This window comes from Celeribacter ethanolicus (assembly GCF_002407265.1).
GTDB lineage: Bacteria > Pseudomonadota > Alphaproteobacteria > Rhodobacterales > Rhodobacteraceae > Celeribacter > Celeribacter ethanolicus.
Genome location: NZ_CP022196.1, coordinates 1625576 through 1646521, shown reverse-complemented (window position 1 = coordinate 1646521; position 20946 = coordinate 1625576). Strand labels below are relative to the sequence as shown.

General features: G+C 61.9%; 22 protein-coding genes. 6 read left to right on the top strand and 16 right to left on the bottom strand.

Annotation, left to right across the window (positions count from 1 at the left end; translation table 11 throughout):
* Positions 1–47: 47 nt before the first annotated feature.
* The 11 genes from CEW89_RS08045 to CEW89_RS07995 all read right to left on the bottom strand — a co-directional run bounded on the left by CEW89_RS08045 (position 48) and on the right by CEW89_RS07995 (position 10570).
* Positions 48–1250 (bottom strand): DegT/DnrJ/EryC1/StrS family aminotransferase, encoded by a 1203-nt coding sequence (locus tag CEW89_RS08045; protein ID WP_096805526.1) that lies wholly within the window; start codon positions 1248–1250, stop codon positions 48–50.
* Between the two features lie 164 nt (positions 1251–1414).
* A complete protein-coding gene (locus CEW89_RS08040) occupies positions 1415–2767 on the bottom strand; it encodes a glutamine synthetase family protein (protein ID WP_066704395.1) in 1353 nt (450 codons plus the stop codon).
* Between the two features lie 2 nt (positions 2768–2769).
* The gene (locus CEW89_RS08035) at positions 2770–3390 is read right to left on the bottom strand and encodes a type 1 glutamine amidotransferase (protein ID WP_425321025.1); all 621 of its coding nucleotides are present in this window, start codon (positions 3388–3390) and stop codon (positions 2770–2772) included.
* Between the two features lie 179 nt (positions 3391–3569).
* Positions 3570–4913: a glutamine synthetase family protein gene (locus CEW89_RS08030; protein ID WP_066704392.1), complete on the bottom strand. Its 1344-nt coding sequence runs from the start codon at positions 4911–4913 to the stop codon at positions 3570–3572.
* Positions 4914–4922: 9 nt separating this feature from the next.
* The gene (locus CEW89_RS08025; RefSeq protein ID WP_096805525.1) at positions 4923–5729 is read right to left on the bottom strand and encodes an ABC transporter permease; all 807 of its coding nucleotides are present in this window, start codon (positions 5727–5729) and stop codon (positions 4923–4925) included.
* Positions 5726–6616: an ABC transporter permease gene (locus CEW89_RS08020; protein ID WP_096805524.1), complete on the bottom strand. Its 891-nt coding sequence runs from the start codon at positions 6614–6616 to the stop codon at positions 5726–5728. The genes CEW89_RS08025 and CEW89_RS08020 overlap by 4 nt, the downstream gene beginning before the upstream one ends.
* Before the next feature lie 63 nt (positions 6617–6679).
* Positions 6680–7393, bottom strand: a complete 714-nt coding sequence (locus CEW89_RS08015) for a transporter substrate-binding domain-containing protein (RefSeq protein ID WP_096805523.1) — start codon at positions 7391–7393, stop codon at positions 6680–6682.
* Between the two features lie 33 nt (positions 7394–7426).
* Positions 7427–8218: an ABC transporter ATP-binding protein gene (locus CEW89_RS08010; RefSeq protein ID WP_096805522.1), complete on the bottom strand. Its 792-nt coding sequence runs from the start codon at positions 8216–8218 to the stop codon at positions 7427–7429.
* A 220-nt stretch (positions 8219–8438) separates the two neighbouring features.
* Positions 8439–8879: a tellurite resistance TerB family protein gene (locus CEW89_RS08005; protein WP_096805521.1), complete on the bottom strand. Its 441-nt coding sequence runs from the start codon at positions 8877–8879 to the stop codon at positions 8439–8441.
* 99 nt (positions 8880–8978) lie between these two features.
* Positions 8979–9890: a polyphosphate kinase 2 gene (gene ppk2 / locus CEW89_RS08000; RefSeq protein WP_096805520.1), complete on the bottom strand. Its 912-nt coding sequence runs from the start codon at positions 9888–9890 to the stop codon at positions 8979–8981.
* Positions 9891–9976: 86 nt separating this feature from the next.
* Positions 9977–10570: a LysE family translocator gene (locus CEW89_RS07995; protein WP_066704370.1), complete on the bottom strand. Its 594-nt coding sequence runs from the start codon at positions 10568–10570 to the stop codon at positions 9977–9979.
* 110 nt (positions 10571–10680) lie between these two features.
* On the opposite strand from CEW89_RS07995, the gene CEW89_RS07990 reads away from it, so the two are divergent.
* The 3 genes from CEW89_RS07990 (at position 10681) to CEW89_RS07980 (ending at position 12309) form a co-directional block, all read left to right on the top strand.
* Positions 10681–11124 (top strand): Lrp/AsnC family transcriptional regulator, encoded by a 444-nt coding sequence (locus CEW89_RS07990; RefSeq protein WP_096807166.1) that lies wholly within the window; start codon positions 10681–10683, stop codon positions 11122–11124.
* Positions 11125–11256: 132 nt separating this feature from the next.
* Positions 11257–11886, top strand: a complete 630-nt coding sequence (locus tag CEW89_RS07985) for an FMN-binding negative transcriptional regulator (protein WP_096805519.1) — start codon at positions 11257–11259, stop codon at positions 11884–11886.
* Between the two features lie 75 nt (positions 11887–11961).
* On the top strand, positions 11962–12309 hold the full coding sequence (locus CEW89_RS07980; protein WP_066704364.1) for a gamma-glutamylcyclotransferase family protein: 348 nt from the start codon (positions 11962–11964) through the stop codon (positions 12307–12309).
* Positions 12310–12376: 67 nt separating this feature from the next.
* On the opposite strand, the gene rpiB is transcribed toward CEW89_RS07980, so the two are convergent.
* From rpiB to secG, 3 genes are all read right to left on the bottom strand, one after another.
* On the bottom strand, positions 12377–12826 hold the full coding sequence (rpiB, locus tag CEW89_RS07975) for a ribose 5-phosphate isomerase B (protein WP_096805518.1): 450 nt from the start codon (positions 12824–12826) through the stop codon (positions 12377–12379).
* Between the two features lie 12 nt (positions 12827–12838).
* Complete coding sequence (locus CEW89_RS07970) at positions 12839–14482, bottom strand: CTP synthase (RefSeq protein ID WP_096805517.1); 1644 nt, start codon at positions 14480–14482, stop codon at positions 12839–12841.
* Positions 14483–14697: 215 nt separating this feature from the next.
* Positions 14698–15063 (bottom strand): preprotein translocase subunit SecG, encoded by a 366-nt coding sequence (secG, locus tag CEW89_RS07965; RefSeq protein ID WP_066704351.1) that lies wholly within the window; start codon positions 15061–15063, stop codon positions 14698–14700.
* A gap of 134 nt (positions 15064–15197) precedes the next feature.
* On the opposite strand from secG, the gene CEW89_RS07960 reads away from it, so the two are divergent.
* On the top strand, positions 15198–15743 hold the full coding sequence (locus tag CEW89_RS07960; protein ID WP_096805516.1) for a GNAT family N-acetyltransferase: 546 nt from the start codon (positions 15198–15200) through the stop codon (positions 15741–15743).
* Here CEW89_RS07960 and CEW89_RS07955 read toward each other — a convergent pair.
* On the bottom strand, positions 15701–16786 hold the full coding sequence (locus tag CEW89_RS07955) for a bifunctional transcriptional activator/DNA repair enzyme AdaA (protein WP_096805515.1): 1086 nt from the start codon (positions 16784–16786) through the stop codon (positions 15701–15703). The genes CEW89_RS07960 and CEW89_RS07955 overlap by 43 nt on opposite strands.
* A gap of 207 nt (positions 16787–16993) precedes the next feature.
* Here CEW89_RS07955 and CEW89_RS07950 point away from each other — a divergent pair, with 207 nt between their 5' ends.
* Together CEW89_RS07950 and CEW89_RS07945 are read left to right on the top strand one after the other, a co-directional pair.
* On the top strand, positions 16994–18289 hold the full coding sequence (locus CEW89_RS07950) for an adenylosuccinate synthase (RefSeq protein ID WP_096805514.1): 1296 nt from the start codon (positions 16994–16996) through the stop codon (positions 18287–18289).
* Between the two features lie 13 nt (positions 18290–18302).
* Positions 18303–18536, top strand: a complete 234-nt coding sequence (locus tag CEW89_RS07945; protein WP_096805513.1) for a DUF2842 domain-containing protein — start codon at positions 18303–18305, stop codon at positions 18534–18536.
* Positions 18537–18583: 47 nt separating this feature from the next.
* Here the strand turns inward: CEW89_RS07945 and CEW89_RS07940 are convergent, their stop codons facing one another.
* Positions 18584–20869: a hypothetical protein gene (locus tag CEW89_RS07940; RefSeq protein ID WP_096805512.1), complete on the bottom strand. Its 2286-nt coding sequence runs from the start codon at positions 20867–20869 to the stop codon at positions 18584–18586.
* Between the last annotated feature and the right edge of the window lie 77 nt (positions 20870–20946).

The window sequence follows — 20946 nt, the reverse complement described above, 5'->3', positions numbered from 1 at the left end:
CGCCTCCCCGGTGGGAAGGCGTCAAAGTCTTGCGGAGCAGTGTGGGCTTATTCGGCTGCGACCCGCACGCCCTTGACCTCTCCGGCCGCGGCCAGAAGCGCGTCGGCGATGAAGTCGCAATCCTCTTCCGTGAGACGTGCCGGAAGCCGGGTGTCGCAGGCTTTCGACAGCATCTCGCGGGTTTTCGGCAGATCGGGCGTTTCGCCCAGGAACTGCCAGTTCCAGAAGGCGCGGGCGTTGTCGGTCGAGAGGCCAAAGACCTGAACGGACACACCGCGCGCTTTGGCGGCGCTCTGGAAGGCCAGCGCCTCTTCGCGGGAGAAGTCCACGAGGTTGAACTGGAGGCTGTCCGGCGCACGCAGCTCCTTGTCGAGCTTCGCGGGCACGGTCAGATGCGGCGAGGTTTCAAGACGCGCGGCGGTGTAATCGTGGTTGCGGCGCCCGTCGGCGACGCGGCGCGGCACCTCTTTCAACTGCGGGCGCACCAGCACGGCGGACATGTTCGACAGCCGGGTGTTGTAGAGCGGCAGTTGGTTTTGCCACTTGGCGAATTCGGCGGAGAGCGCATTGTCGCGCTGTGGGTTGTGCTTCGCCCAGTTGTGCTCATAGGCGCCGGACATGATCACCGCGCGGGCCATGATTTCCGGATCGTCGGTGATCATGATGCCACCTTCGCCAGCGTTCAAAAGCTTGTAGGACTGGAAGGAGAAACAGCCGATCTTGCCGATGGTGCCGATGTTCTGGCCGTCCCAGACGGTGCCGAGCGAGTGGGCGGCGTCTTCGATGAGCGGAATGCCCTTGGCGTCGCAGGCGGCCTTGATCGCATCCATGTCAGAGGTATGGCCGCGCATGTGGGAAATCATCACCGCATCGGCGGTTTCGATCTTGGCGTGGAAATCGTCGAGGTCGATCCGGTAATTGTCGTTGCACTCGACCAGAACCGGCTTGCAATCGGCATGCACGATGGAGGAGGGCACGGCGGCAAAGGTGAAGGCCGGGATCAGAACCTTGGCGTCACGCGGCAGGTTCAGCGCCTTGAGCGACAGGAACAGCGCGGCGGAGCAGGAGGCCACGGCAAGAGCGTATTTCGCACCCAGCATCTCGGCGAATTCGCGCTCCAACAGCGTCACGGGCGCATTGCCCGGCGCGGTGTAGCGGAACAGATCGCCCGAGCTCAGAAGCTGTTCGACAATCTCGCGCGCTTCTTCGGGGATCGGTTCGGCGTCGTAGACATTGGGCCCGAGACTCATGATTTCACCTTTTTGAAATTCTTCTTTCAGAATAACTGTAAGTGTTGTGAGGTCGGAAATCTACTCCCTCGCCGGGCGGCAGGCGAAATTTCGCAAAAGCTTCATGGAAATGCGTGCGAAAAAGGGGGCAAATCGGCCCCCTTTGTCTTGGTCTGTGATTTGGCTCACACGTTGAGCAAAAGATGCTCGCGCTCCCAGGGGGAAATGACCTGAAGATAGGCTTCGTTCTCGGCCCGTTTCACAGTGGTGTAGACCCGCACGAAATCCTTGCCCAAGACCTCCTGCATCTGTGTCGCGCCTTCGAGCAGGTCGAGTGCGGAGGCTAGCGTTTCCGGGATGCCCTCGGCGGAATCGTAAGCGTCGCCGACATATTCCGCCCGCGGTTCGCGCCGTTCCATGAGGCCGAGATACCCACAGGCCAGCGAGGCGGCAATCGACAGGTAGGGGTTGACGTCCATCCCCGGCAGGCGGTTCTCGATGCGCCGCGCCTCGGGGCCGGAGATCGGCACGCGCAGCCCGGTGGTGCGGTTGTCGCGGCCCCATTCGAGGTTGATCGGCGCGGCGAAATCGCGGACGTAACGGCGATAGCTGTTCACATAGGGCGCATGGATCGCAATCGTGGAGGCGAGGTGGTTTTGCAGCCCCGCGATGAAATGCAGGAAGGCCTCGGATTCCGATCCGTCCGGGTTGGAAAAGATGTTCTCGCCCGTGTTGATGTCCACCACCGAATGGTGGATGTGCATCGCAGACCCCGGCTCGTCCTGAATGGGTTTCGCCATGAAGGTCGCGAAACAATCGTGACGCAGCGCGGCCTCGCGGATCAGCCGTTTGAAATAGAACATCTCATCGGCCAGTTTCACCGGATCGCCATGGCGCAGGTTCATCTCGATCTGCCCGGCGCCGCCCTCTTGCAGGATGCCGTCGATCTCAAGCCCCTGCGCTTCGGCAAAGTCGTAAATATCGTCAATGATCGGCCCGTATTCATCGACCGCCGACATGGAATAGGCCTGCCGCTGCGCCGCGCGGCGACCCGTGCGGCCAATCGGCGGTTCGACGGGTTGGTTCGGATCGGTGTTCTTCGCGACGAGGAAGAACTCCATTTCGGGCGCCACGATCGGGTCCCAGCCCTGTTCGTGATAAAGCTGCACCACGCGTTTCAGCACGTTGCGCGGCGCGACCGGGACCATCTGGCCGCTTTGATCGAGCACATCGTGAATGACCTGAAGCGTGCAGTCGGCGGTCCAGGGGGCAGCGGTCGCGGTCTCGAAATCCGGAACCAGAACCATGTCCGGTTCGGTGAAGGGCGCATCCGCATCTTCCACCCAGTCGCCGTTGATCGACTGCAAGAAGATCGAGTTCGGCAGGTAGAAATGCTTTTGCTTTTCGAATTTCATCGCGGGCATGGCCTTGCCGCGCGCGATGCCGGACAGGTCGGCGACGATGCATTCCACCTCGTCGAGTTTGCGCCCGTCCATGAAGTCCAGCGCCGCCTGCGGCAGTTTGTCGAGAAATTCCATGGTCAAAGCGCCTCCCGGCCGCGGGTCAGAAAATCCACCATCAGATCGGCAAAGCGTTTGTCGTCGGTGGGCAGTGTGTTCTCTTCCTGCGCACGCTCCATGAGGGCGAGCGGATAGGCCGGATTACCCATGCGCGAGGAAATGTAATCGGCGATGATCGGATTGCTCAGTTCCGGGTGGGGCTGAATGGTCAGGATGCTGTCGCCATAGACCAGCGCCGCGTTTTCGCAGAACGCGTTGCCGCCCAGAACTTCGGCTCCTTCGGGCAGCGTCGTGACCTGATCCTGATGCCAGGCATTGAGATGGATCGGCCCGAGAGGCGCGATGTCATAGGCCTGCCGTCCGACGGCCCAGCCGCCTTTGAATTTCTCCACCGTGCCGCCAAGCGCCGTGGCGATGATCTGATGGCCGAAACAGATCCCGGTCATGCGTCGGCCGGAGGCATGAATGTCGCGGATCAGCGCTTCGAGCGGTTTGATGAACGGGTGATCCTCATAGGCGCCGTGGCGCGAACCGGTCAGGAGCCAGGCGTCGGCATCCTCCGGGCCTTTCGGGAAATCCATATGCTCGACGTCCCAGGCCTCATAGGAAAAATCTGGCCGGTCGAAGAGCCGTTTGAACATCAGTGGAAAATCCCCGTGAATTTGCGCGACGGGGTCGGGCGCGTGTCCGCATTGCAGAATGCCGAGTTTCATAAGTCACCAAGAGCTTTGGAATGATCCGACGCTAGCGCTTCGCCGCGCACCCGACAAGAGGGCAGGCGGCAAAGCGCAGAAATTTGATCAAAAACATCGGGAGCCGCTCAGACCGTGTCCAGATAAAGCTCCACCTGCTCCTCGGGGGTCAGCTCCATCCAGTCGCGAAGCTCCTGACGTTTGGTCAGCGTCAGGTTCTGGATCAGTTCCGCCGGGAAGATGCGGCGCATCATCTCCGAGGTTTCGAACTCGGCAATCGCCGTGCCCCAGTCGCCTGGCATCTCCGGCAACTCCTGCGCATAGGCATTGCCGGTGATCGGTGGCGGGGCTGTCATCTTGTCTTCCATGCCGATCAAAGCCGCGCCAAGGATGGCCGCGATCATCAGATGCGGGTTCACATCGCCGCCCGACACCCGGTGTTCGATCCGCCGCGCCTTGTGCGAGCCGCCCGGCACGCGCACGGCCGCCGTGCGGTTGTCATAGCCCCAGCAGATCCGGGTGGGCGCGTGCGCCCCGGGCACCAGACGGTCGTAGGAATTGCCATGCGGTGCAAACAGGATGGTCGACGCCGGGATCGCCGCAAGGCACCCGGCAATCGCATGGCGCATCATATCCGTGCCTGCGGCCGTGCCATCGTCAAAGATATTGTCGCCGTTCTCATCGAGCATCGAGAAATGGGTGTGCATACCGTTCCCGGCATATTCGTCGTAGGGTTTCGCCATGAAGGAGGCGGCAAAGCCATGTTTGCGCGCCAGCCCCTTGACCATCAGCTTGAAAAGCCACGCGTCATCGGCGGCCTTGAGCGCATCTGGGGAATACACGAGGTTGATCTCGAACTGCCCAAGCCCCGCTTCGGAAATCGCCGTATCCGCCGGGATGTCCATCGCCTCGCAGGCCTCGTAGAGATCGGTGAAGAACCGGTCGAACGAGTCGAGCGCCCGGAGCGCCAGCGTTTCCGCCCCCGGACGGCGTTTGCCAGAGCGCGGCGAGCGCGGCACACGCAGCTGCCGTGAGCTGTCATCGACAAGGTAGAATTCCAGCTCGGTCGCCACAACAGGGGTCAGCCCCTTGGCCTTGTAACGCTCCAGCACACGCGCCAGCACCTGACGCGGATCGCCATCGAATGGCCGCCCGTCCTCATGGAACATCCACATCTGCAACAGCGCCGTCGGCCCTTCGAGCCAGGGCATCGGAATGAACCCGCGCTCGGTCGGCAGCAAAACCCCGTCCTTGTCGCCGCTCTCGAATACCAGCGGGCTGTTCTCGATGTCTTCACCCCAAATGTCGAGGTTCAGAACGGAGAGGGGAAAGCGCGTGCCCTCGGTTTCCACCTTGTCGGCATAGCGCGCGGACATGCGCTTGCCGCGGGCCTGACCGTTGAGGTCAGCCGCCGCGATGCGGATGGTTTTAACGTCGGGATTCTGGGCAAGCCAGCTGTGGGGGGAAGTCATGAGACACCATTAACGAAAGATTTGCGCCAGCATCCGGGGCCGTTTCTGGCGAGGTTGCGGAAGGTGGCGGTTCAGCCGCTTTCCGATCAGGCCATAGACCGTGATGATGCAGAGCGTCGCCACGACGAAATAGCCCGCGAGGATCGGGTAGGGGATGAACGGGTTGAAGGTCTTGTCGGCAAAATAGGAGGCGTAATAAAGGGCGTCGCCCTTTTGCTGCAAGGCCGGGAAACCGGAGAGGAACACGAGCGTTGTCGAGTGGAAGATGAAAATCGCCTCGTTCGTATAGGCGGGCCAGGCGAGCCGCATCATGGTCGGCCAGACGATGCGGCGGAAGCGTTTGAACCCGGTAAAGCCATAGGCATCGGCGGCCTCAAGATCGCCTTTGGGGATCGCCATCAGCGCGCCATAGAAGATCTCGGCGGAATAGGCCGTGGTGTTGAACCACAAGACGATCGCAGCCCCCAGCCACGCGTTCGTCAGATCGCTCAGCATCGGCACCGATTGCTTGATCGTCAGGAACAGGAAGTAGGCGAAGAAGAACTGGATGAACAAGGGCGAGCCGCGAAACACGAAAATGAACCACTCTGTGGGTTTGCGGATCAGCGGATTGGACGAGGTCTTCGCCAGCGCCAGGGCCTGCGAGGTGAAGAACCCCAGCAGGATCGCCAGAATCCCGAAATAGATGTTCCAGATCATCCCCGACCCGATCAGGGTCACCTGATCGCAGAGCGTGATGTCGGAGACGGGCAGGCGGCGTTCGCCAAAGCCCAAGGAGCGGAAGGCATAGCTTGCAAAGGTTTCGGAACAACTCATGCGTTTGCTCCCGCCTTGCGCATCGCCTCACCGGCGGCTGTGGCCTGACCATGAGACAGTTTGCGGGTGATCCGGGCGAGCACCACTTCCGACAGTTTCGTGAACAGCAGGTAGAACACCAGCAGCCCGAAGAAATAATACACCCGCCAGTCGCCATGGGGATAATCGGTGAACCGCGCCGTCTTGGTGTTGCCAAGCTCGCGCGCCCAATAAACCACATCCTCGACACCCAGAAGGAACAGCAAAGGCGTGGCCTTGATCAGCACCATCCAGAGGTTCGACAGGCCGGGGATCGCATAGGTCCACATCTGCGGCACCATGATCCGCCAGAAGGTCTGGCGCCGGGTCATGCCATAGGCTTCGGCGGTTTCGATCTGGCCATGCGGCACCGCCTTGAACGCCCCCGCCAAAACATTGCCCGCAAAGGCGCCGAACACGATGGCAAAGGTCAGCACGGCAAGGCCGAAGCCGTAAATCTGGTGATAGATCTCGGGTGCGGAATTCAGCGGCAGCTTGGCCGCCGGGCAGACGATGAAATCATTGCCCTGCCGGATCGGCTGATCCCAGTCGGGACAGAGCACCTGATGCCGTGTCCATTCGAAGGCCTGATCGAGAGCGATGACGAAAAACAGGAAAAACACGATGTCCGGCACACCGCGCACGATGGCCATGTAGATGTTCGACAGCCATTTCAGCGGGAAAAAATGCGACCGTGATCCGGCGGCGGCAGCAAAGCCGAAGGCCAGCGCCAGCGGCGCGGTCACGGCCAGAAGCAAGAGCACCGTCCCGAAGGAGGTGTAGAAAGCCATATGCTTCCCGGTCGTCAGGTAACAGCTCAGCCAATGCAGGCGGTCGAGCGTGTCAGGATCGGCGCAATAGGAAAAGATGGGACACCTGTTGGGCAGGGGGACGTGTGGCGGGGCGCGAACGCCCCGCCTCGGAAGGTCCGATCAGAAGGTCGGGCTGTCTTCGAGCCATTCCTTGATCAGCGCGTTCAGGGAGCCGTCGTCCTTCATGGACTGGATCGCCGCGTCGAATTTGGCGCGCAGCTCCGGGTCGGATTTGCGGAAGGCCATGCCGATGCCGCCGCCGAGCGGAACATCTTCGCCCACGAACATCAGGGTGCCTTCGCCGACGACCGGCATCAACGTGTCCTTGTCGGCCAGAACCGCATCGGCCTCGCCGGAGGTCACGGCGGCGACGCTGTCCTCGAAGTTCGGGAATTCAAGCAGGGTCGCACCGGTTTCTACCACATGCGCGGCCTGAATCGTGGAGGCCTGCGCCGCGACGATGCCGCCGTCCACATCCACGCCTTCGCTCATCGCCGCATAGGCGGAGGCCGACGGCGGGGTGTAGTTCTGCGAGAAGTCCACCTTCTCCTTGCGCTCGTCGGTGATCGACATGCCGGCGATGATCGTGTCGTAATTGCCGGAGAGCAGGTTCGGGATGATGCTGTCCCAGTCGTTGGTCACCCAGGTGCACTCAAGCTCGGCACGTTTGCAAAGCTCATCGCCCAGCACGCGTTCGAACCCGGCCACTTCGCCGTTGTCGTCGATGTAGTTGTACGGAGGGTAGGCGCCCTCCGTGCCCAGACGCACGGTCTCGGCGCTTGCTGCACCGGCCAGCAAAGCCAGGGCGGCGGCGGAAAGAAGGATCTTCTTCATGTGGTACTCCCCAATAGTCAGCGCAGATTGTGGTTAGGCCGGAACAGTCGCGCTCAGGAACTGTTTCAGACGTTCGGATTTCGGGGCGCCGAACAGGTCGGAGGGATGTCCCTCTTCCTCGATCAGCCCCTGATGAAGGAAAATCACATGGTCCGAGATGTCGGAGGCCATGCGCATGTCGTGCGTCACGATGATCATCGTCCGGCCCTCTTCCGCCAGCGCCTTGATCACCTTGATCACCTCTTGCTCAAGCTCCGGATCGAGCGCCGAGGTCGGCTCGTCGAACAAAAGCGCGCGCGGCTCCATGCAGAGCGCGCGGGCAATCGCCGCCCGTTGTTGCTGCCCGCCGGACATCTGCGCCGGGTAGACATCGCATTTGTCGCCGATCCCCACCTTGTCGAGATACATCCGGGCCTTTTCCTCGACCTCCTTGCGGTCGCGTCCCAAGACCGTGACCGGTGCTTCCATGACATTCTCAAGCACCGTCAGATGCGCCCAGAGATTGAATTGCTGGAACACCATCGACAGGTTGGTGCGGATGCGCATCACCTGTTTGGGGTCAGACGGGCGACGATGCAGCCCCTCGCCCTTCCACGAAATCGGTTCGCCCTCGAACAGAATTTCGCCCCGCTGGCTGTCCTCCAACAGGTTGGCGCAGCGCAAAAGCGTGGATTTGCCCGAACCGGAGGAGCCGATAAGCGAGGTCACATGGCCGCGCGGGGCGGTCATGGACACGCCCTTGAGAACTTCGAGATCGCCATAGGCCTTGTGCAGGTCACGGATCTCGATGACGGGCGTCGCGGGATTTGAGTTATTGGTCAACATTGCCAAGAGTTAGGGCTAAACTTTCAGCAGATGCAACAATGAACGGCGAAGTGCCGTGGGGTTCTGCCCGAGTTTTGATCAAATCGCGGGGCGGCGCACAGCCCTTGGGCGAAAAGCGCGTGCTTTGTCCCGTTAAAGGGCAGTAAGGCTCATGAAACGGGCAATTCGGGAGATCATGCAGGCAGAAACGCGCGGCGACGATTCCCCGACGTCAGGCGGGTTACTGTCGCGCCTCGATCCTTTGGCGAGCCAAGGCGCTGTCGCGATCGTTGATACCCAGAAGGTTCGACACCAGCCGCAAAAGCGCGTCTTCACCCTCGTCACGCTTGCCATCGGCGAGAACCACGGACCAGAGCCCCTCCAGCACGCCGATCCGTTCTTCGAACGGCACCGCCTCCTTGATGGCACGGGTGAAGCGCACGGTGTCGGGGGCCTCCGCCTCCAACTGCTCGGCCTCCCCCCGGAGCTTCGCCGCCTCGAACGGCGACAGCGCGTAGCGGCTCATCAGCACTTTCGCGATCCGTTCCGCCTCTTCCGGGTCATAGCGCCCATCGGCGCGGGCCACCCGCACCAAAAGTGCGGCCAAGGCCAGACGCGCGTCCGTATCCGGAAGCCGGGCAGGCTGCGGTTGCAGCAGGGTTTTGAGAAAATCGCCGAACATGAGACCGATATAGGGCAGGGCGCGGCGGCGGGGAAGCCTCCGCGTGTATCACGTTTTAGCGTGGTGGCACGCGCGCGCCCCCGCGTTCAGATTTTCGGCTCAATATTTCTTCGGCACGTAAAGCTCTGGCGGCAGCACGGCGCGTTCGTAATCCTTCTTGTAGATCCGTTCCGGCAGGTGGATCTCCTCATGCGGGATTTCATGATAATCGAACAGCGACAGCAAATGGTCGATGCAATTCAACCGCGCGCGTTTTTTGTCATTGCCCTCAACGATATACCAAGGCGCTTCGGGGATGTTGGTGCGGAAGAACGTGTCTTCCTTGGCCTTGGTGTAATCCTCCCAACGGATGCGCGATTGCAGGTCCATCGGCGAGAGTTTCCACTGTTTCATCGGGTCGTGAATGCGCATCAGAAAGCGCATCTGCTGTTCCTCGTCGGTGATCGAGAACCAGTATTTCACCACCTTGATACCGGAGCGCACCAGCATCCGCTCAAACTCCGGAACGTCCTGAAAGAACTGTTCGACCTGATCCTCATCGGCAAAGCCCATGACGCGTTCGACACCCGAGCGGTTGTACCACGAGCGGTCGAACAACACGACCTCGCCCGCCGCCGGAAGATGCGGCACATAGCGCTGGAAATACCATTGCGATTTTTCCCGGTCCGACGGCGCCGGAAGCGCCACCACGCGCACCACGCGCGGATTGAGCCGCTGGGTGATCCGCTTGATCACGCCGCCCTTGCCCGCCGAGTCGCGCCCTTCGAACAGAACGACAACCTTTTGCCCGGTCTCTTGCACCCAGTCGTGGAACTTGATCAGCTCCGCCTGAAGCCGCAGCAATTCCCGGAAATAGATCGACCGTTCGAGCATATCCGGATGCTCTTTCTGGTAAATCTTCTTGATCTCCCGCGACAGGATCGAATCCTCGAGCTCAATCTCCCATTCCTCGTCCAGCGTGTCCGCGAGTTCCGCTTCCAGCCAGTCCTGGGCATCCTTGTCAAAGCTCATGATACGCTCCTGCCTCCCGTCTCTTGAAATCCGCCATCGGCGGCGCAAATGCCTCGCCGCTTTAACCACTCATATATGACGGTTTCTTAATGGAAAAGGATCGGCAGCAAGGACGCGACCAAAAGTGCCGCCATCGTCCAGTTAAACGCCACCAAACGCCGCGGATTGGTCAGAAAACGGCGGATTTCCTGCCCGAGCCAGGCCCAGAGCGAAATCGCCGGCAGGTTCATCAGCAGAAATCCGAAAGCGACGATCCCCGCAGCAAGCCATGTCGTGTCCTGCGCGTAATTGGTCTGCGCGCTGATCGCCATAATCCAGGCTTTCGGATTGACCCACTGGAACGCCGCCGCCTGCAAAAAACTGAGCGGCTTGCCCGTCGCCTCTTTCTCTCCGGGGGCTGCGGCATGCGCGATCTTCCACGCCAGCCAGAGCATATAAAGCACCGCCACGACCATCATCACCTGCCGCAGCACCGGGAAGGTCTCGAAGGCTTCCGCAAGGCCAAGGCCCACGATGAACACCATCAGTGTGAACCCGAAGGCGATGCCGAACATATGCGGCAGGCTGCGGCGGATGCCGAAATTCGCCCCCGAGGCCAGCAACATGAGATTGTTCGGCCCCGGCGTCACCGAGGTGACAAAGCCGAAAGCGAGAAGCGCGAGAAAGAGCGTCATATCCATGTCGGTGAGTTTCCATGCCAGAACACATACCGGTGAAATTAGCCTTCCTCCGGCGCAATGGTCGTGCAAAGATCGTTCTGAATATCAAAAATTTGCACGAAAACACGGCCATGGATCGTATTGACGAAGATATATTGCGCGAACTGTCGCGCGACGGGCGGCAAAGTAACCTCGAACTTGCCGAACGTGTCGGCCTGTCGCCTTCCGCCACCTCGCGCCGGGTCAGTGAGTTGGAACGCTCCGGCGTGATCCGAGGCTACCGCGCCGTGACCGATCCGCAAAAGACCGGACGCGGGTTCGTGACCTATATCGCCGTTGGCCTCTCCGCCCATAGCAAGGAGGCGCAAAAGGGCTTCGAGCGCGCCATGGAGGCGGCGTTCGAAGTGAAGGAATGCCATAACATCGCCGGCGCCTTCGAATATCTCCTGCGGATCGAGACCGCAGGGCTTGAGGCCTACAAGCGCTTTCATACGGAGGTCCTGGCGACCGTGCCGAACGTGGCCTCGATCACCTCCTACATCGTGATGGAAAGCCCCAAGGACCTGCGCGGCTGAACCGGTTTTGAGTATTTGCGGCACAAAGGAAACGGGCGCTCGGTGCTTTTCCTGCGTGCACCTTTCTGCCAGCGGCAAAAACATGTGCGGTCCGGTGGCAGGCGTGTTAGGTCGGGGCAACAGGAGACCGCCATGTACCGACCGAACAATTCCGCCATCGACGATCCCGAGGTTCTGCGCCATGTCATGACGGAGATCGGCTTTGCGGCCCTTGTCACGCCGCATGAGGCGGGGATCGAGGTCAGCCATGTGCCGGTTGTGGTGCGGGAGGAGGGCGGGGCGTCGGTGATCGAGACCCATCTGGCGCGCGCAAATCCACACTGGAAACTGGCGGGCGCGCGCTCCGTTCTGATCTTTCAGGGACCGCAGGCCTATATCTCACCGTCGTTTTACCCGTCGAAACACGAGCATGGCAAAGTCGTGCCGACCTGGGCCTATATCGTGGTCCATGCCCATGGCGCCTTCGAGACATTCAATGACACGGAGGGGCTGGGTGCGCATCTCGATGCGCTGACCGACCGGCACGAGGCGGGCCGCGCGGAGCCCTGGTCGGTGGCGGATGCCCCCGTGCCTTATGTCGCCGCTCTGAAACGCGGCATCGTCGGGTTGCGCTTTGTCGCTGAGCGTCTGGAAGGCAAGTGGAAGGTGAACCAGCACAAGAGCCTTGAAGACCGGCAGGGCACCTATGCGGGACTGATGGCCTCGGGCGAGCAGGGCGTCGATCTGGCGCAGGCTCTGGCGAGTTTCCCGGAGGGGGAGTGACGCAAAACCGGCTTGCGCCCCCGTCCGCGCATTTGTAGAGCGCTGGCAGTTTCATTTTTTCAGAGAGAGCCTGTCATGACCGCCCCCCGAAACGTATTGCTGTTTTCCTATGGCACCCTGCAACTCGAGCCGGTGCAGCTTTCCTCTTTCGGGCGCCTGTTGAACGGCGAGACGGATGCGATGCCCGGGTTTCGCAAGGAGATGATCGAGATCACCGATCCCGAGGTGCTGGAAAAGAGCGGTGAGCGGTTCCATCCCGTCGTGATGCCGTCGGCAGATCCGTCGGATCGGGTCGAGGGCATGGTGTTCGAGATCACCGAAAGCGAGCTTGCGGCGGCGGATCGCTATGAGGTGTCCGATTACACGCGGATCGAAGTGGGGCTCTGCTCCGGGAAAACGGCCTGGGTCTACGTCAAAGCCTGAGGCGGCTGAAGCAACGCAAAAGGCGCCCCGAGAGGCGCCTTTTTCGAATCCGGTCTGAGCGAGGGTCTTACCCCTCGATCTCCATGATCATATCGACCCGCGTGCCATGGCGGCCGCCTTCGAACTCTGCCGACAGGAACGCCTCGACGATGTCGAGCGCAAGCCCTTCGCCGATCACCCGCGATCCCATGGACAGCATGTTGGCGTCGTTGTGCTGGCGCAGCATCTTGGCGGAATAGGCCTCCGAGCAGACGCCGCAGCGGATGCCCTTGACCTTGTTCGCAGCCAGCATGATGCCCTGACCCGTGCCACAAAGGATGATGCCGAACCGGCAATCTCCAGAGGCCACAAGCTTCGCCGCCGCTTCGCCGTGTTTCGGGTAATGCGTGCTCTCCGGTGTGGTCGGGCCGATGTCCACCGGTTCCCAGCCAAGGCTTGCCACATGGGCGGCAATGGCCTGACGCAGCTCGATGGCGGCGTGGTCGGAAGACAGCGCGATGCGTTTGTTGTCAGTCATATCAAGCGGTCCTTACACCAGACGGGAGTTTTCTTTCGCAGCCCGGATGAAATCGCGGAACAGCGGCGCGGGGGCGAAAGGTTTCGATTTCAGCTCCGGGTGATATTGCACACCGATGTACCACGGGTGATCCTTGGCCTCGACGATCTCCGGCAGACGCCCGTCCGGCGACATGCCCGAGAACACCAGCCCGCAGGCCTCCAGCTTGTCCTTGTACTTGATGTCCACCTCATAGCGATGGCGATGGCGTTCCTCGATCTCGGTCGAGCCGTAGATTTCCGCCACTTTTGAGCCTTCCTTGAGGCTCGCGGTATAGGCGCCAAGCCGCATGGTGCCGCCCTTGGCGTCATCCGCCTTGCGCTGCACCGTATGGTTGCCCTGCACCCATTCCTTGAGGTGGTAAACCACCGGCTCGAACCGTTTCTTGCCAGCTTCATGGTCGAATTCCTCGGAACCCGCGCTCTCGATCCCGGCCAGATGCCGCGCCGCTTCGATCACCGCCATCTGCATGCCGAGGCAGATGCCGAGATAGGGCACCTTGCGCTCGCGGGCGAATTGCGCTGCCTTGATCTTGCCTTCCGTGCCGCGCTCGCCGAAACCGCCGGGCACGAGGATGGCGTCGAAGCCTTCGAGATAGGGGGCGGGGTCTTCGTGCTCGAAGGTTTCCGCATCGACCCACTCGACCTTGACCTTCACCCGGTTGGCCATGCCGCCATGGGTGAGGGCTTCGCTCACGGATTTATAGGCGTCTTCGAGCTGCACGTATTTGCCGACGATCGCGACCTTGACCTCGCCCTCAGGGTTGAAGATCCGGTCCGCCACATCGTGCCACACCGACAGGTCCGGCTTCGGCGCGGGGGCGATGTTGAACGCGTCCAACACGGCCTGATCCAGCCCCTCGCGGTGATAGGCCAAAGGCGCTTCGTAGATGGATTTCAAATCCGGGGCCGCGATCACATCCTCCTTGCGGACGTTACAGAACAGCGCGATCTTCTCGCGTTCCTTTTCCGGGATCGGATGTTCGGAGCGGCAGACCAGCACGTTCGGCTGGAGGCCGATGGTGCGCAACTCCTTGACGGAGTGCTGCGTCGGTTTGGTCTTCAACTCGCCGGAGGCTGCAATGTACGGCAAAAGCGTCAGATGCATGAAGATGCACTGGCCGCGCGGGCGGTCTTGGGCGAACTGACGGATGGCTTCGAAGAAGGGCAGGCCCTCAATGTCGCCCACCGTGCCGCCGATTTCGCAAAGCATGAAATCGACCTCATCGTCGCCGATCTCGATGAAATCCTTGATCTCGTTGGTGACGTGCGGAATGACCTGAATGGTCTTGCCGAGGTAATCGCCGCGCCGCTCTTTTTCGAGAACATTGGTGTAGATGCGCCCGGAAGAGACGGAATCGGTCATGCGCGCCGAAACACCCGTGAACCGCTCGTAATGGCCGAGGTCCAGATCGGTTTCCGCCCCGTCATCGGTCACGAAGACCTCGCCATGCTCGAACGGGCTCATCGTCCCGGGGTCGACGTTCAGGTAAGGGTCGAGTTTGCGCAAACGCACCGAGTAGCCGCGCGCTTGCAACAAAGCGCCGAGGGCGGCCGATGCGAGACCTTTCCCAAGCGAAGAAACAACACCGCCGGTGATGAAGACATAGCGTGCCATGGGCTGGAGAGGCTCCCGTGATAGTCTGAATTCTTGTCTTACGCCGCTCCAAAAGCCAATTTATCCGATCTCATCGACCGGTTGGCCCCTGCTCGAAACAACGTGGTTCACGGGATTTAAGAAATAACAGATTCGGCCACCCCGCGCAACCAAACCGCAACATGTTGAGGGGAATTTCCCCTCAACTCTCAAGGTTTTGTTAATCTTTGGAAAGATCAGTCGGCGCGCGGCGGCGCAACCGGCGCATCTGTCGACGCCGGCGGCAGAAGATCGGCACCCGACGGCAGGGCCGGGGGCGTGGTGTCTTCGGTCGGTACGGTCTCTTCGGTGGTGACCCCATCCATCACGGAGGTGGCTGCCGCATCCTTGCGCGCCAGAACCGTCAGGGTCACCGAGGTGATGATAAAGCCGATGGCGAACAGCCAGGTCAGCTTGCTCAGCGCCGTGGCCGCAGCCCGGCCCGTCATGACGTCGCCGCCACCGCCCATGCCAAGACCGCCACCCTCGGATCGCTGCAAGAGCACAATGCCGATGAGGCAGAGCGCGAGGATCAGGTGGATGACGAGAATGACATTTTCCATGGATCAGGCCTTTGAGGTCGTACGATGGGGCTACTTAAGGGGTCTCATGATCTCGCGCAACCCTGATCTGGCCCGATGGGCCGGACAAAACCGCCGGGACTTGTGTTTCCGGCAGGCTTGCGCATTCTGCCCCCATGACCGAGACATTTTTCATCCGCCCCGCCACGCGTCAGGATGCTTTGCCGATTGCCGAGGTTCAGGTCGCCGTCTGGCGCTCTGCCTATCGCGACCTCTTGCCCGATGCACTCATTGACCGCATGACGGTGCCGGATCGGGAAAAAGGCTGGGCGAAAATCATCGACAGCTATGAAGCTTCGGGGCGAGGGGCGGTTTTTGTTGCGGTGCAAAACGATACTGTCGCGGGCTTTCTCTCCTGTGGCGATCAGCGCAACGCCGATCTCGTCAACGATTTCGCCGGTGAATTTTCGGCGATTTACGTCGCCTCCCCGCGCCAAGGCCTCGGCTCTGCGTTGATGGCCAGGGGCGCTCAGGCGCTTCGAGCCATGGGGCATGAGGCCGCCGCCCTTTGGGTGTTGACGGAGAACATGCCAGCGCGCGCATTCTACGAGGCTTTGGGCGGGAAACAGGTCGCCGAGCGGATCGACTCGCGCCCCGAAGCTGGGATCGACGAGGTCGCTTATGGCTGGGATACGCTCTCTGTTCTCGCCGCGCGGGCATAATCCGTCTCGATCTCCAAAAGCCGCTGCTTGCGCCACAATCCGCCGCCATAGCCGGTCAGCGATCCGTCCGCGCCGATCACCCGGTGGCAGGGAATGAGAATCGCGATTTGGTTCGCCCCGTTGGCCCGCGCCACCGCCCGGCTCGCCGTCGGACGTCCGATCCCGGTCGCAAGCGCGCCATAGCTGCGGGTTTCGCCCGCCGGAATCTCGCGCAATGCGTCCCAGACCTGTCCATAAAACCCGCTGCCGTGATAGGCCAGCGGGACGGTGAACACGGTCCTCTTGCCGTCGAAATACGCCGTCAATTCCCGCGCCGTCTGGTCATGGATCGCCGTCCGCCCGAACCCAAGCCGTCCTTTTGCCGCCTCCGCGAGTTTCCGCAGCTCGGTCGGCAGCGCCTTGCGGTCCATGAATTCCAGAAGATGCAACCTATGCCCATCTGCAACAGCAATCATCGGCCCCAGTGGCGTGTCGATCCAGTCGATGCTCAACAGCGGATCGGCACTCAGCGTGCCGGGGGCCATCCCCAAAAGTGCGCCCACCCGCGCCCGGAATGCCGAGGCCGACGAGAACCCAGCCTCAAGCCCGGCTTCCAACACCGTGCCGCCCTCGCTCATTACTTCAAACCCCCGCCGGAGCCGTTCCAGCCGAGCAAGCTCCAGAAAGCTCATCCCGAAATGCCGTTTGAACGCCCGGCGCACCGTGCCCCGGTCGTATCCCATCGCCGTCACGTCCGCCTCGCACCAGCGATGCTCCGGGCGTTCCCCGAGCGCGGTGAGCAACTCCTCGATCACCGGCTCCGCATCCGTCGCGGCCTTCAGGGGCTGGCAGCGTTTGCAGGGCCGGAACCCCGCCTCGATGCAGGCCCCAAGGCTGTCGAACCAGCGGCAGTTCTCGGGCTTCGGTTTGCGCGCGGGGCAGGTGAAGCGGCAGAACACGCCGGTCGAGGTCACGCCCACCCAGGCGCGCCCCTCGTAAGACGGGTCGCGGGTGAGGAGCGCGATATAGAGCGTGTCGGCGTCGGGAAGATCGAAAAGTGTCATGCGGGAAAGTGTAGCGGCAATGCGCGCGCCTGTCCGCCGGGAAAGCGGCGTCGATTTCTGGTCTCTAAGGCGCGTGTCGGGGGCCGACAAAAGTCCGACGCAAATCCGACGCTTTGCCGACCGGTAAAAACAGCGCAGTTTTCGGTTTCATCGCCCGACACGGATCGCTATACAGCTCCGGGCTTCATCCAATCCAAAGGACTCATTATGGCTAATGTCGTCGTTGTCGGCGCCCAGTGGGGTGACGAGGGGAAAGGCAAGATCGTGGACTGGCTCTCGGAGCGCGCGGACATCATCGCGCGGTTTCAGGGCGGTCACAACGCTGGCCACACGCTTGTCATCAACAACCAGGTTTACAAGCTGAACGCGCTGCCCTCGGGCGTTGTGCGCGGCGGTAAGCTGTCGGTGATCGGCAACGGGGTCGTGCTCGACCCGTGGCACCTCGTCAACGAGATCGCCAAAATTCGTGAGCAAGGCGTTGATATTTCGCCGGACACGCTGATGATCGCGGAGAACACCCCGCTCATCCTGCCGATCCACGGCGAGCTGGACCGCGCCCGCGAAGAGGCCGCTTCCAAAGGCACCAAGATCGGCACCACCGGTCGTGGCATCGGCCCGGCTTACGAGGATAAAGTGGGCCGTCGCTCCGTGCGCGTTGCCGATCTGGCTGACGAGGCCACGCTCGAAGCCCGCGTCGACCGCGCCCTTCAGCACCACGATCCGCTGCGCAAGGGGCTTGGCATCGAGCCGGTGGACCGTGAGCGTTTGCTCAATGATCTCAAAGTGATCGCCAAGGAAATCCTGCCCTATGCCGGTCCGGTCTGGAAGGTGCTGAACGAGCAACGCAAAGCCGGCAAGCGCATCCTGTTCGAAGGCGCCCAAGGCGCGCTTCTGGACATCGACTTCGGCACCTATCCGTTCGTGACCTCCTCGAACGTGATCGCCGGTCAGGCCGCCACCGGCGTCGGCATCGGCCCGACCTCCATCGACTATGTGCTCGGCATCGTGAAGGCTTACACCACCCGCGTGGGGGAAGGCCCGTTCCCGACCGAGCTTCTCGACGAGGACGGCAACCGTCTCGGCACGCGCGGTCATGAGTTCGGCACGGTGACGGGCCGCAAACGCCGCTGTGGCTGGTTTGACGCCGCCCTCGTGCGCCAGACCTGCGCCACCTCCGGCGTGACCGGCATCGCCTTTACCAAGCTCGACGTTTTGGACGGCTTCGAGACGCTGAAAATCTGCGTCGGCTACGAACTCGATGGCGAAGTGCTGGATTACCTGCCGTTCGCCGCCGAAGATCAGGCCCGCTGCACGCCCGTGTACGAGGAAATGCCCGGCTGGTCCGAGTCGACCGAAGGCGCGCGGAGCTGGAACGATCTTCCTGCCAACGCCGTCAAATACGTCAAGCGCGTCGAAGAACTGATCGACTGCCCGGTGGCGCTTCTGTCCACCTCGCCCGAGCGCGACGACACCATCCTCGTCACCGACCCGTTCGCCGACTGAGGGGCGTGGTCTGATGGCGCTGTCCTACAAGGCACGCAGGCGTCTGGCGCTTCTGGTGCTGGTGCTCGGCCTGCCGCTCTATATCGTGATGGCCGTGACCCTCATGAACTGGATCGACCGGCCGGGGCTTTGGGTGGAACTGGCGGTCTATGTCGGGCTCGGCGTGCTTTGGGCCTTTCCGCTCAAGGCGGTGTTTAAGGGCGTCGGTCAACCCGACCCGGATGCCTCCGACGACCGTAACGCATAAAAAAGGCCGCCTCTCGGGGCGGCCTTTTTCATTGTCTTTAAACGGTTTTATTGCGGCTTGAACCGCGTCGTGTCTGCCACTGTGAACTGGCCCCGGCTTTGCTTGCGGATCTTGCCCTGACGCAAAAGCTGCCCGAAGGAGCGCAGACGTTCCTCGACCGGCACATCCTCCGGCATCGCCGCTTTCGCCAGATGCATGATCTGCGGCCGGGTCACCGTTTCGCGGCCCTGGACGAAACTCGAAAACGCTGCGGCGGCTTCGAGAATATCGGTAAGGCTCTCGGCCCCTTGGGCTTCGGCAAAGTCGGCGAAGGTGACGCCGGTGTCGGGCGCGGTTGTGCTGATCTCTTCGACCGTGTCGAGCGCTTCGGTTTCCTGCACCGCCAGAGCCGCGCGGGACACGCGGCGCGGGCGTACCGGGGTGATGTTGGCACCATTCGGCAGGTCTTTCGGCGTGTCGATGCGTTGTTCGGACACCAGCATCAGCGGCGGCAGTTGCCGACGCGTCTGACCGGCACCCTCGGGGCGGCGGGGGCGTACGACGCGGGCGAGATCTTCCTTGTAGACCTCAGCTTCGTCTTCCTCGACGACATCGCCTTTTTCGTTTTTCTCGGCGCGGATCGCGGTCACGGCGGCTTTCAGATGCTGGATCGCGTTGCGGCGGCGGGTGTTTTCGCCCTTGGCCATCTCGCGGTCGGCCTCATCCATCAGGCGCGACATCGAGGCATCGGAGGTGTCGAAGACATTGCGCGTGTCGCTGTCGTCCTCGGTCTCGTCCTCCTCGGCGAAGAGCGCGGCGGGGGCCTCGTCTTCGATGTCTTTCTCGATCTCGCCGTCTTCCTCGACCTCGGCGGCGATGGCAACCTCGGCCAGCTCGCGCATCAGCTCGTCTTCGTCTTCGGCATCGAGAGACGAGGAACCAAGCTCACGGCGCAGGGTTTCGGTCAGCGCTTCGGGTGCCTCGTTGGAAGCGGCCTCTTCAACCGGTTCTTCATTCGCAACCGGCTCTTCCTCTGCGGTTTTCGCCTCGAAATCGGCGCGGCGCATCTTCACCACACGAGCGCGAACACGCTGGAGCGGTTCGTTGATGGCGGGGCCGGCCTCGTCCTCGGCGGTCTCGACCGGACGCGTGGCTTCGGCGATGTCGGCGGCGAGATTGGGGTCCATCTCGTGCCGTTCGGCATCGTTGTCCGCCGCGTTGGCGATCTCATCGGCGATTTCGCCTGCCTCTTCCGCTGCCTCCTCCGAGACTTGCAGAGAGGAGAGCACATTGCCGAGCGTGACGTCTTCGTCCGTTTCCGGGGACAGGTCCGTAGCCATCTCTTCGATCACCGGGGTGTCTTCGTAGGGCTCTTCCCCGGTTTCGCTCGCAGTTTCGATACCCGTGATCGCGTCCGCGATGGCGTCCGTGCTCTCTTCAAGGGCCTCGTTCTCTGCGCTGTCGGCAATGTCGCCGTTCATTTCCGCGATGATTGCGGCGGCTTCCTGAAACGGTGCGGCGATGCGCGAGGGTTTTCCAGCGTCGGCCTCTTCGGGGGCGTCGGAGGGGGGGGCATCTGCGAGCGTGACTTCGGCCAGATCGTTCCCTGCCTCGACCACGTCCTCGGTGGCCGCTTCGGCCTCCGGTGTCACGACTTCGTCTTCCGCTGCGCTTTCTTCGATCTCCGGTACGATTTCGGAAACCGGCGTCGCCTCTGCCACGGGGACGTCGTCCCGCGCCGCTTCGGTCTCTTCGACGAGTTCTTCCTCGAAACGCTCATGCAGGGCGGTCCCGGCAAAATTCATCGCGGCATTCTGATCCTCGGCGAAATCGGCCTGATTGCGTTGCGCCACGGCCGCACGGATGCGTTCGAGCTTGTCGGCAATCGAGCTTCCGGCCAGAGTTCCGGCCAGAGCTGCCTTGGAGCTCGCCGGTTGCGGCTTGGACGTCTCGACTGGCGCAGGTTCGGAAACGGTGTCGCGGGCCGGAACGCTCGGTTGTTTCGTCTCAGGCGCGGGGGCTTCTGCGATGACCGGTGCGGCAGCGGGCTGCGACGTATCCGTCACGGGGGCAGCCATGGGCCGGGCACGCTGATCCTGCTCCATTTGACGCAGCACCAGACCGCCTTCCTGCATGCGGGCCTCCACCCGACGCTGGATTTCCTTTTCGGCAATGGAGCTCAGCATCTGTGGATCGGGGGTCGGCGGTTCCGCGCCGAAATAGCGATCGTCTGCGGCGAGGTCGCGGAAATATTCCGCGATGGACCGCATCGTGTTGAACGGATCGTCAAATCCCTCCAGCGTACAGGAGAAAGTTCCGTAGGATACGGTCAGAATTTTACTGTCACTCACCATGCCAATACTCACTTTCTGCACTTGCTCAGCAGTCTCTTGTTTACCATGAATTGGTTCGCAAATCGGAACAAAACCGG

Excerpts from the sequence above, each read along its gene's own strand:
- CEW89_RS07970 (WP_096805517.1), bottom strand. The coding sequence starts at position 14,482 with ATGGCACGCTATGTCTTCATCACCGGCGGTGTTGTTTCTTCGCTTGGG.
- secG (WP_066704351.1), bottom strand. The coding sequence starts at position 15,063 with ATGGAAAATGTCATTCTCGTCATCCACCTGATCCTCGCGCTCTGCCTC.
- CEW89_RS08030 (WP_066704392.1), bottom strand. The coding sequence starts at position 4,913 with ATGACTTCCCCCCACAGCTGGCTTGCCCAGAATCCCGACGTTAAAACC.
- ppk2 (WP_096805520.1), bottom strand. The coding sequence starts at position 9,890 with ATGAGCTTTGACAAGGATGCCCAGGACTGGCTGGAAGCGGAACTCGCG.
- CEW89_RS07990 (WP_096807166.1), top strand. The coding sequence starts at position 10,681 with ATGGATCGTATTGACGAAGATATATTGCGCGAACTGTCGCGCGACGGG.
- CEW89_RS07995 (WP_066704370.1), bottom strand. The coding sequence starts at position 10,570 with ATGGATATGACGCTCTTTCTCGCGCTTCTCGCTTTCGGCTTTGTCACC.
- rpiB (WP_096805518.1), bottom strand. The coding sequence starts at position 12,826 with ATGACTGACAACAAACGCATCGCGCTGTCTTCCGACCACGCCGCCATC.
- CEW89_RS08010 (WP_096805522.1), bottom strand. The coding sequence starts at position 8,218 with ATGTTGACCAATAACTCAAATCCCGCGACGCCCGTCATCGAGATCCGT.
- CEW89_RS08005 (WP_096805521.1), bottom strand. The coding sequence starts at position 8,879 with ATGTTCGGCGATTTTCTCAAAACCCTGCTGCAACCGCAGCCTGCCCGG.
- CEW89_RS07960 (WP_096805516.1), top strand. The coding sequence starts at position 15,198 with ATGACCGAGACATTTTTCATCCGCCCCGCCACGCGTCAGGATGCTTTG.
- CEW89_RS08045 (WP_096805526.1), bottom strand. The coding sequence starts at position 1,250 with ATGAGTCTCGGGCCCAATGTCTACGACGCCGAACCGATCCCCGAAGAA.
- CEW89_RS07945 (WP_096805513.1), top strand. The coding sequence starts at position 18,303 with ATGGCGCTGTCCTACAAGGCACGCAGGCGTCTGGCGCTTCTGGTGCTG.
- CEW89_RS07955 (WP_096805515.1), bottom strand. The coding sequence starts at position 16,786 with ATGACACTTTTCGATCTTCCCGACGCCGACACGCTCTATATCGCGCTC.
- CEW89_RS08040 (WP_066704395.1), bottom strand. The coding sequence starts at position 2,767 with ATGGAATTTCTCGACAAACTGCCGCAGGCGGCGCTGGACTTCATGGAC.
- CEW89_RS08035 (WP_425321025.1), bottom strand. The coding sequence starts at position 3,390 with ATGTTCAAACGGCTCTTCGACCGGCCAGATTTTTCCTATGAGGCCTGG.
- CEW89_RS07940 (WP_096805512.1), bottom strand. The coding sequence starts at position 20,869 with ATGGTGAGTGACAGTAAAATTCTGACCGTATCCTACGGAACTTTCTCC.
- CEW89_RS07950 (WP_096805514.1), top strand. The coding sequence starts at position 16,994 with ATGGCTAATGTCGTCGTTGTCGGCGCCCAGTGGGGTGACGAGGGGAAA.
- CEW89_RS07980 (WP_066704364.1), top strand. The coding sequence starts at position 11,962 with ATGACCGCCCCCCGAAACGTATTGCTGTTTTCCTATGGCACCCTGCAA.
- CEW89_RS08025 (WP_096805525.1), bottom strand. The coding sequence starts at position 5,729 with ATGAGTTGTTCCGAAACCTTTGCAAGCTATGCCTTCCGCTCCTTGGGC.
- CEW89_RS08015 (WP_096805523.1), bottom strand. The coding sequence starts at position 7,393 with ATGAAGAAGATCCTTCTTTCCGCCGCCGCCCTGGCTTTGCTGGCCGGT.
- CEW89_RS07985 (WP_096805519.1), top strand. The coding sequence starts at position 11,257 with ATGTACCGACCGAACAATTCCGCCATCGACGATCCCGAGGTTCTGCGC.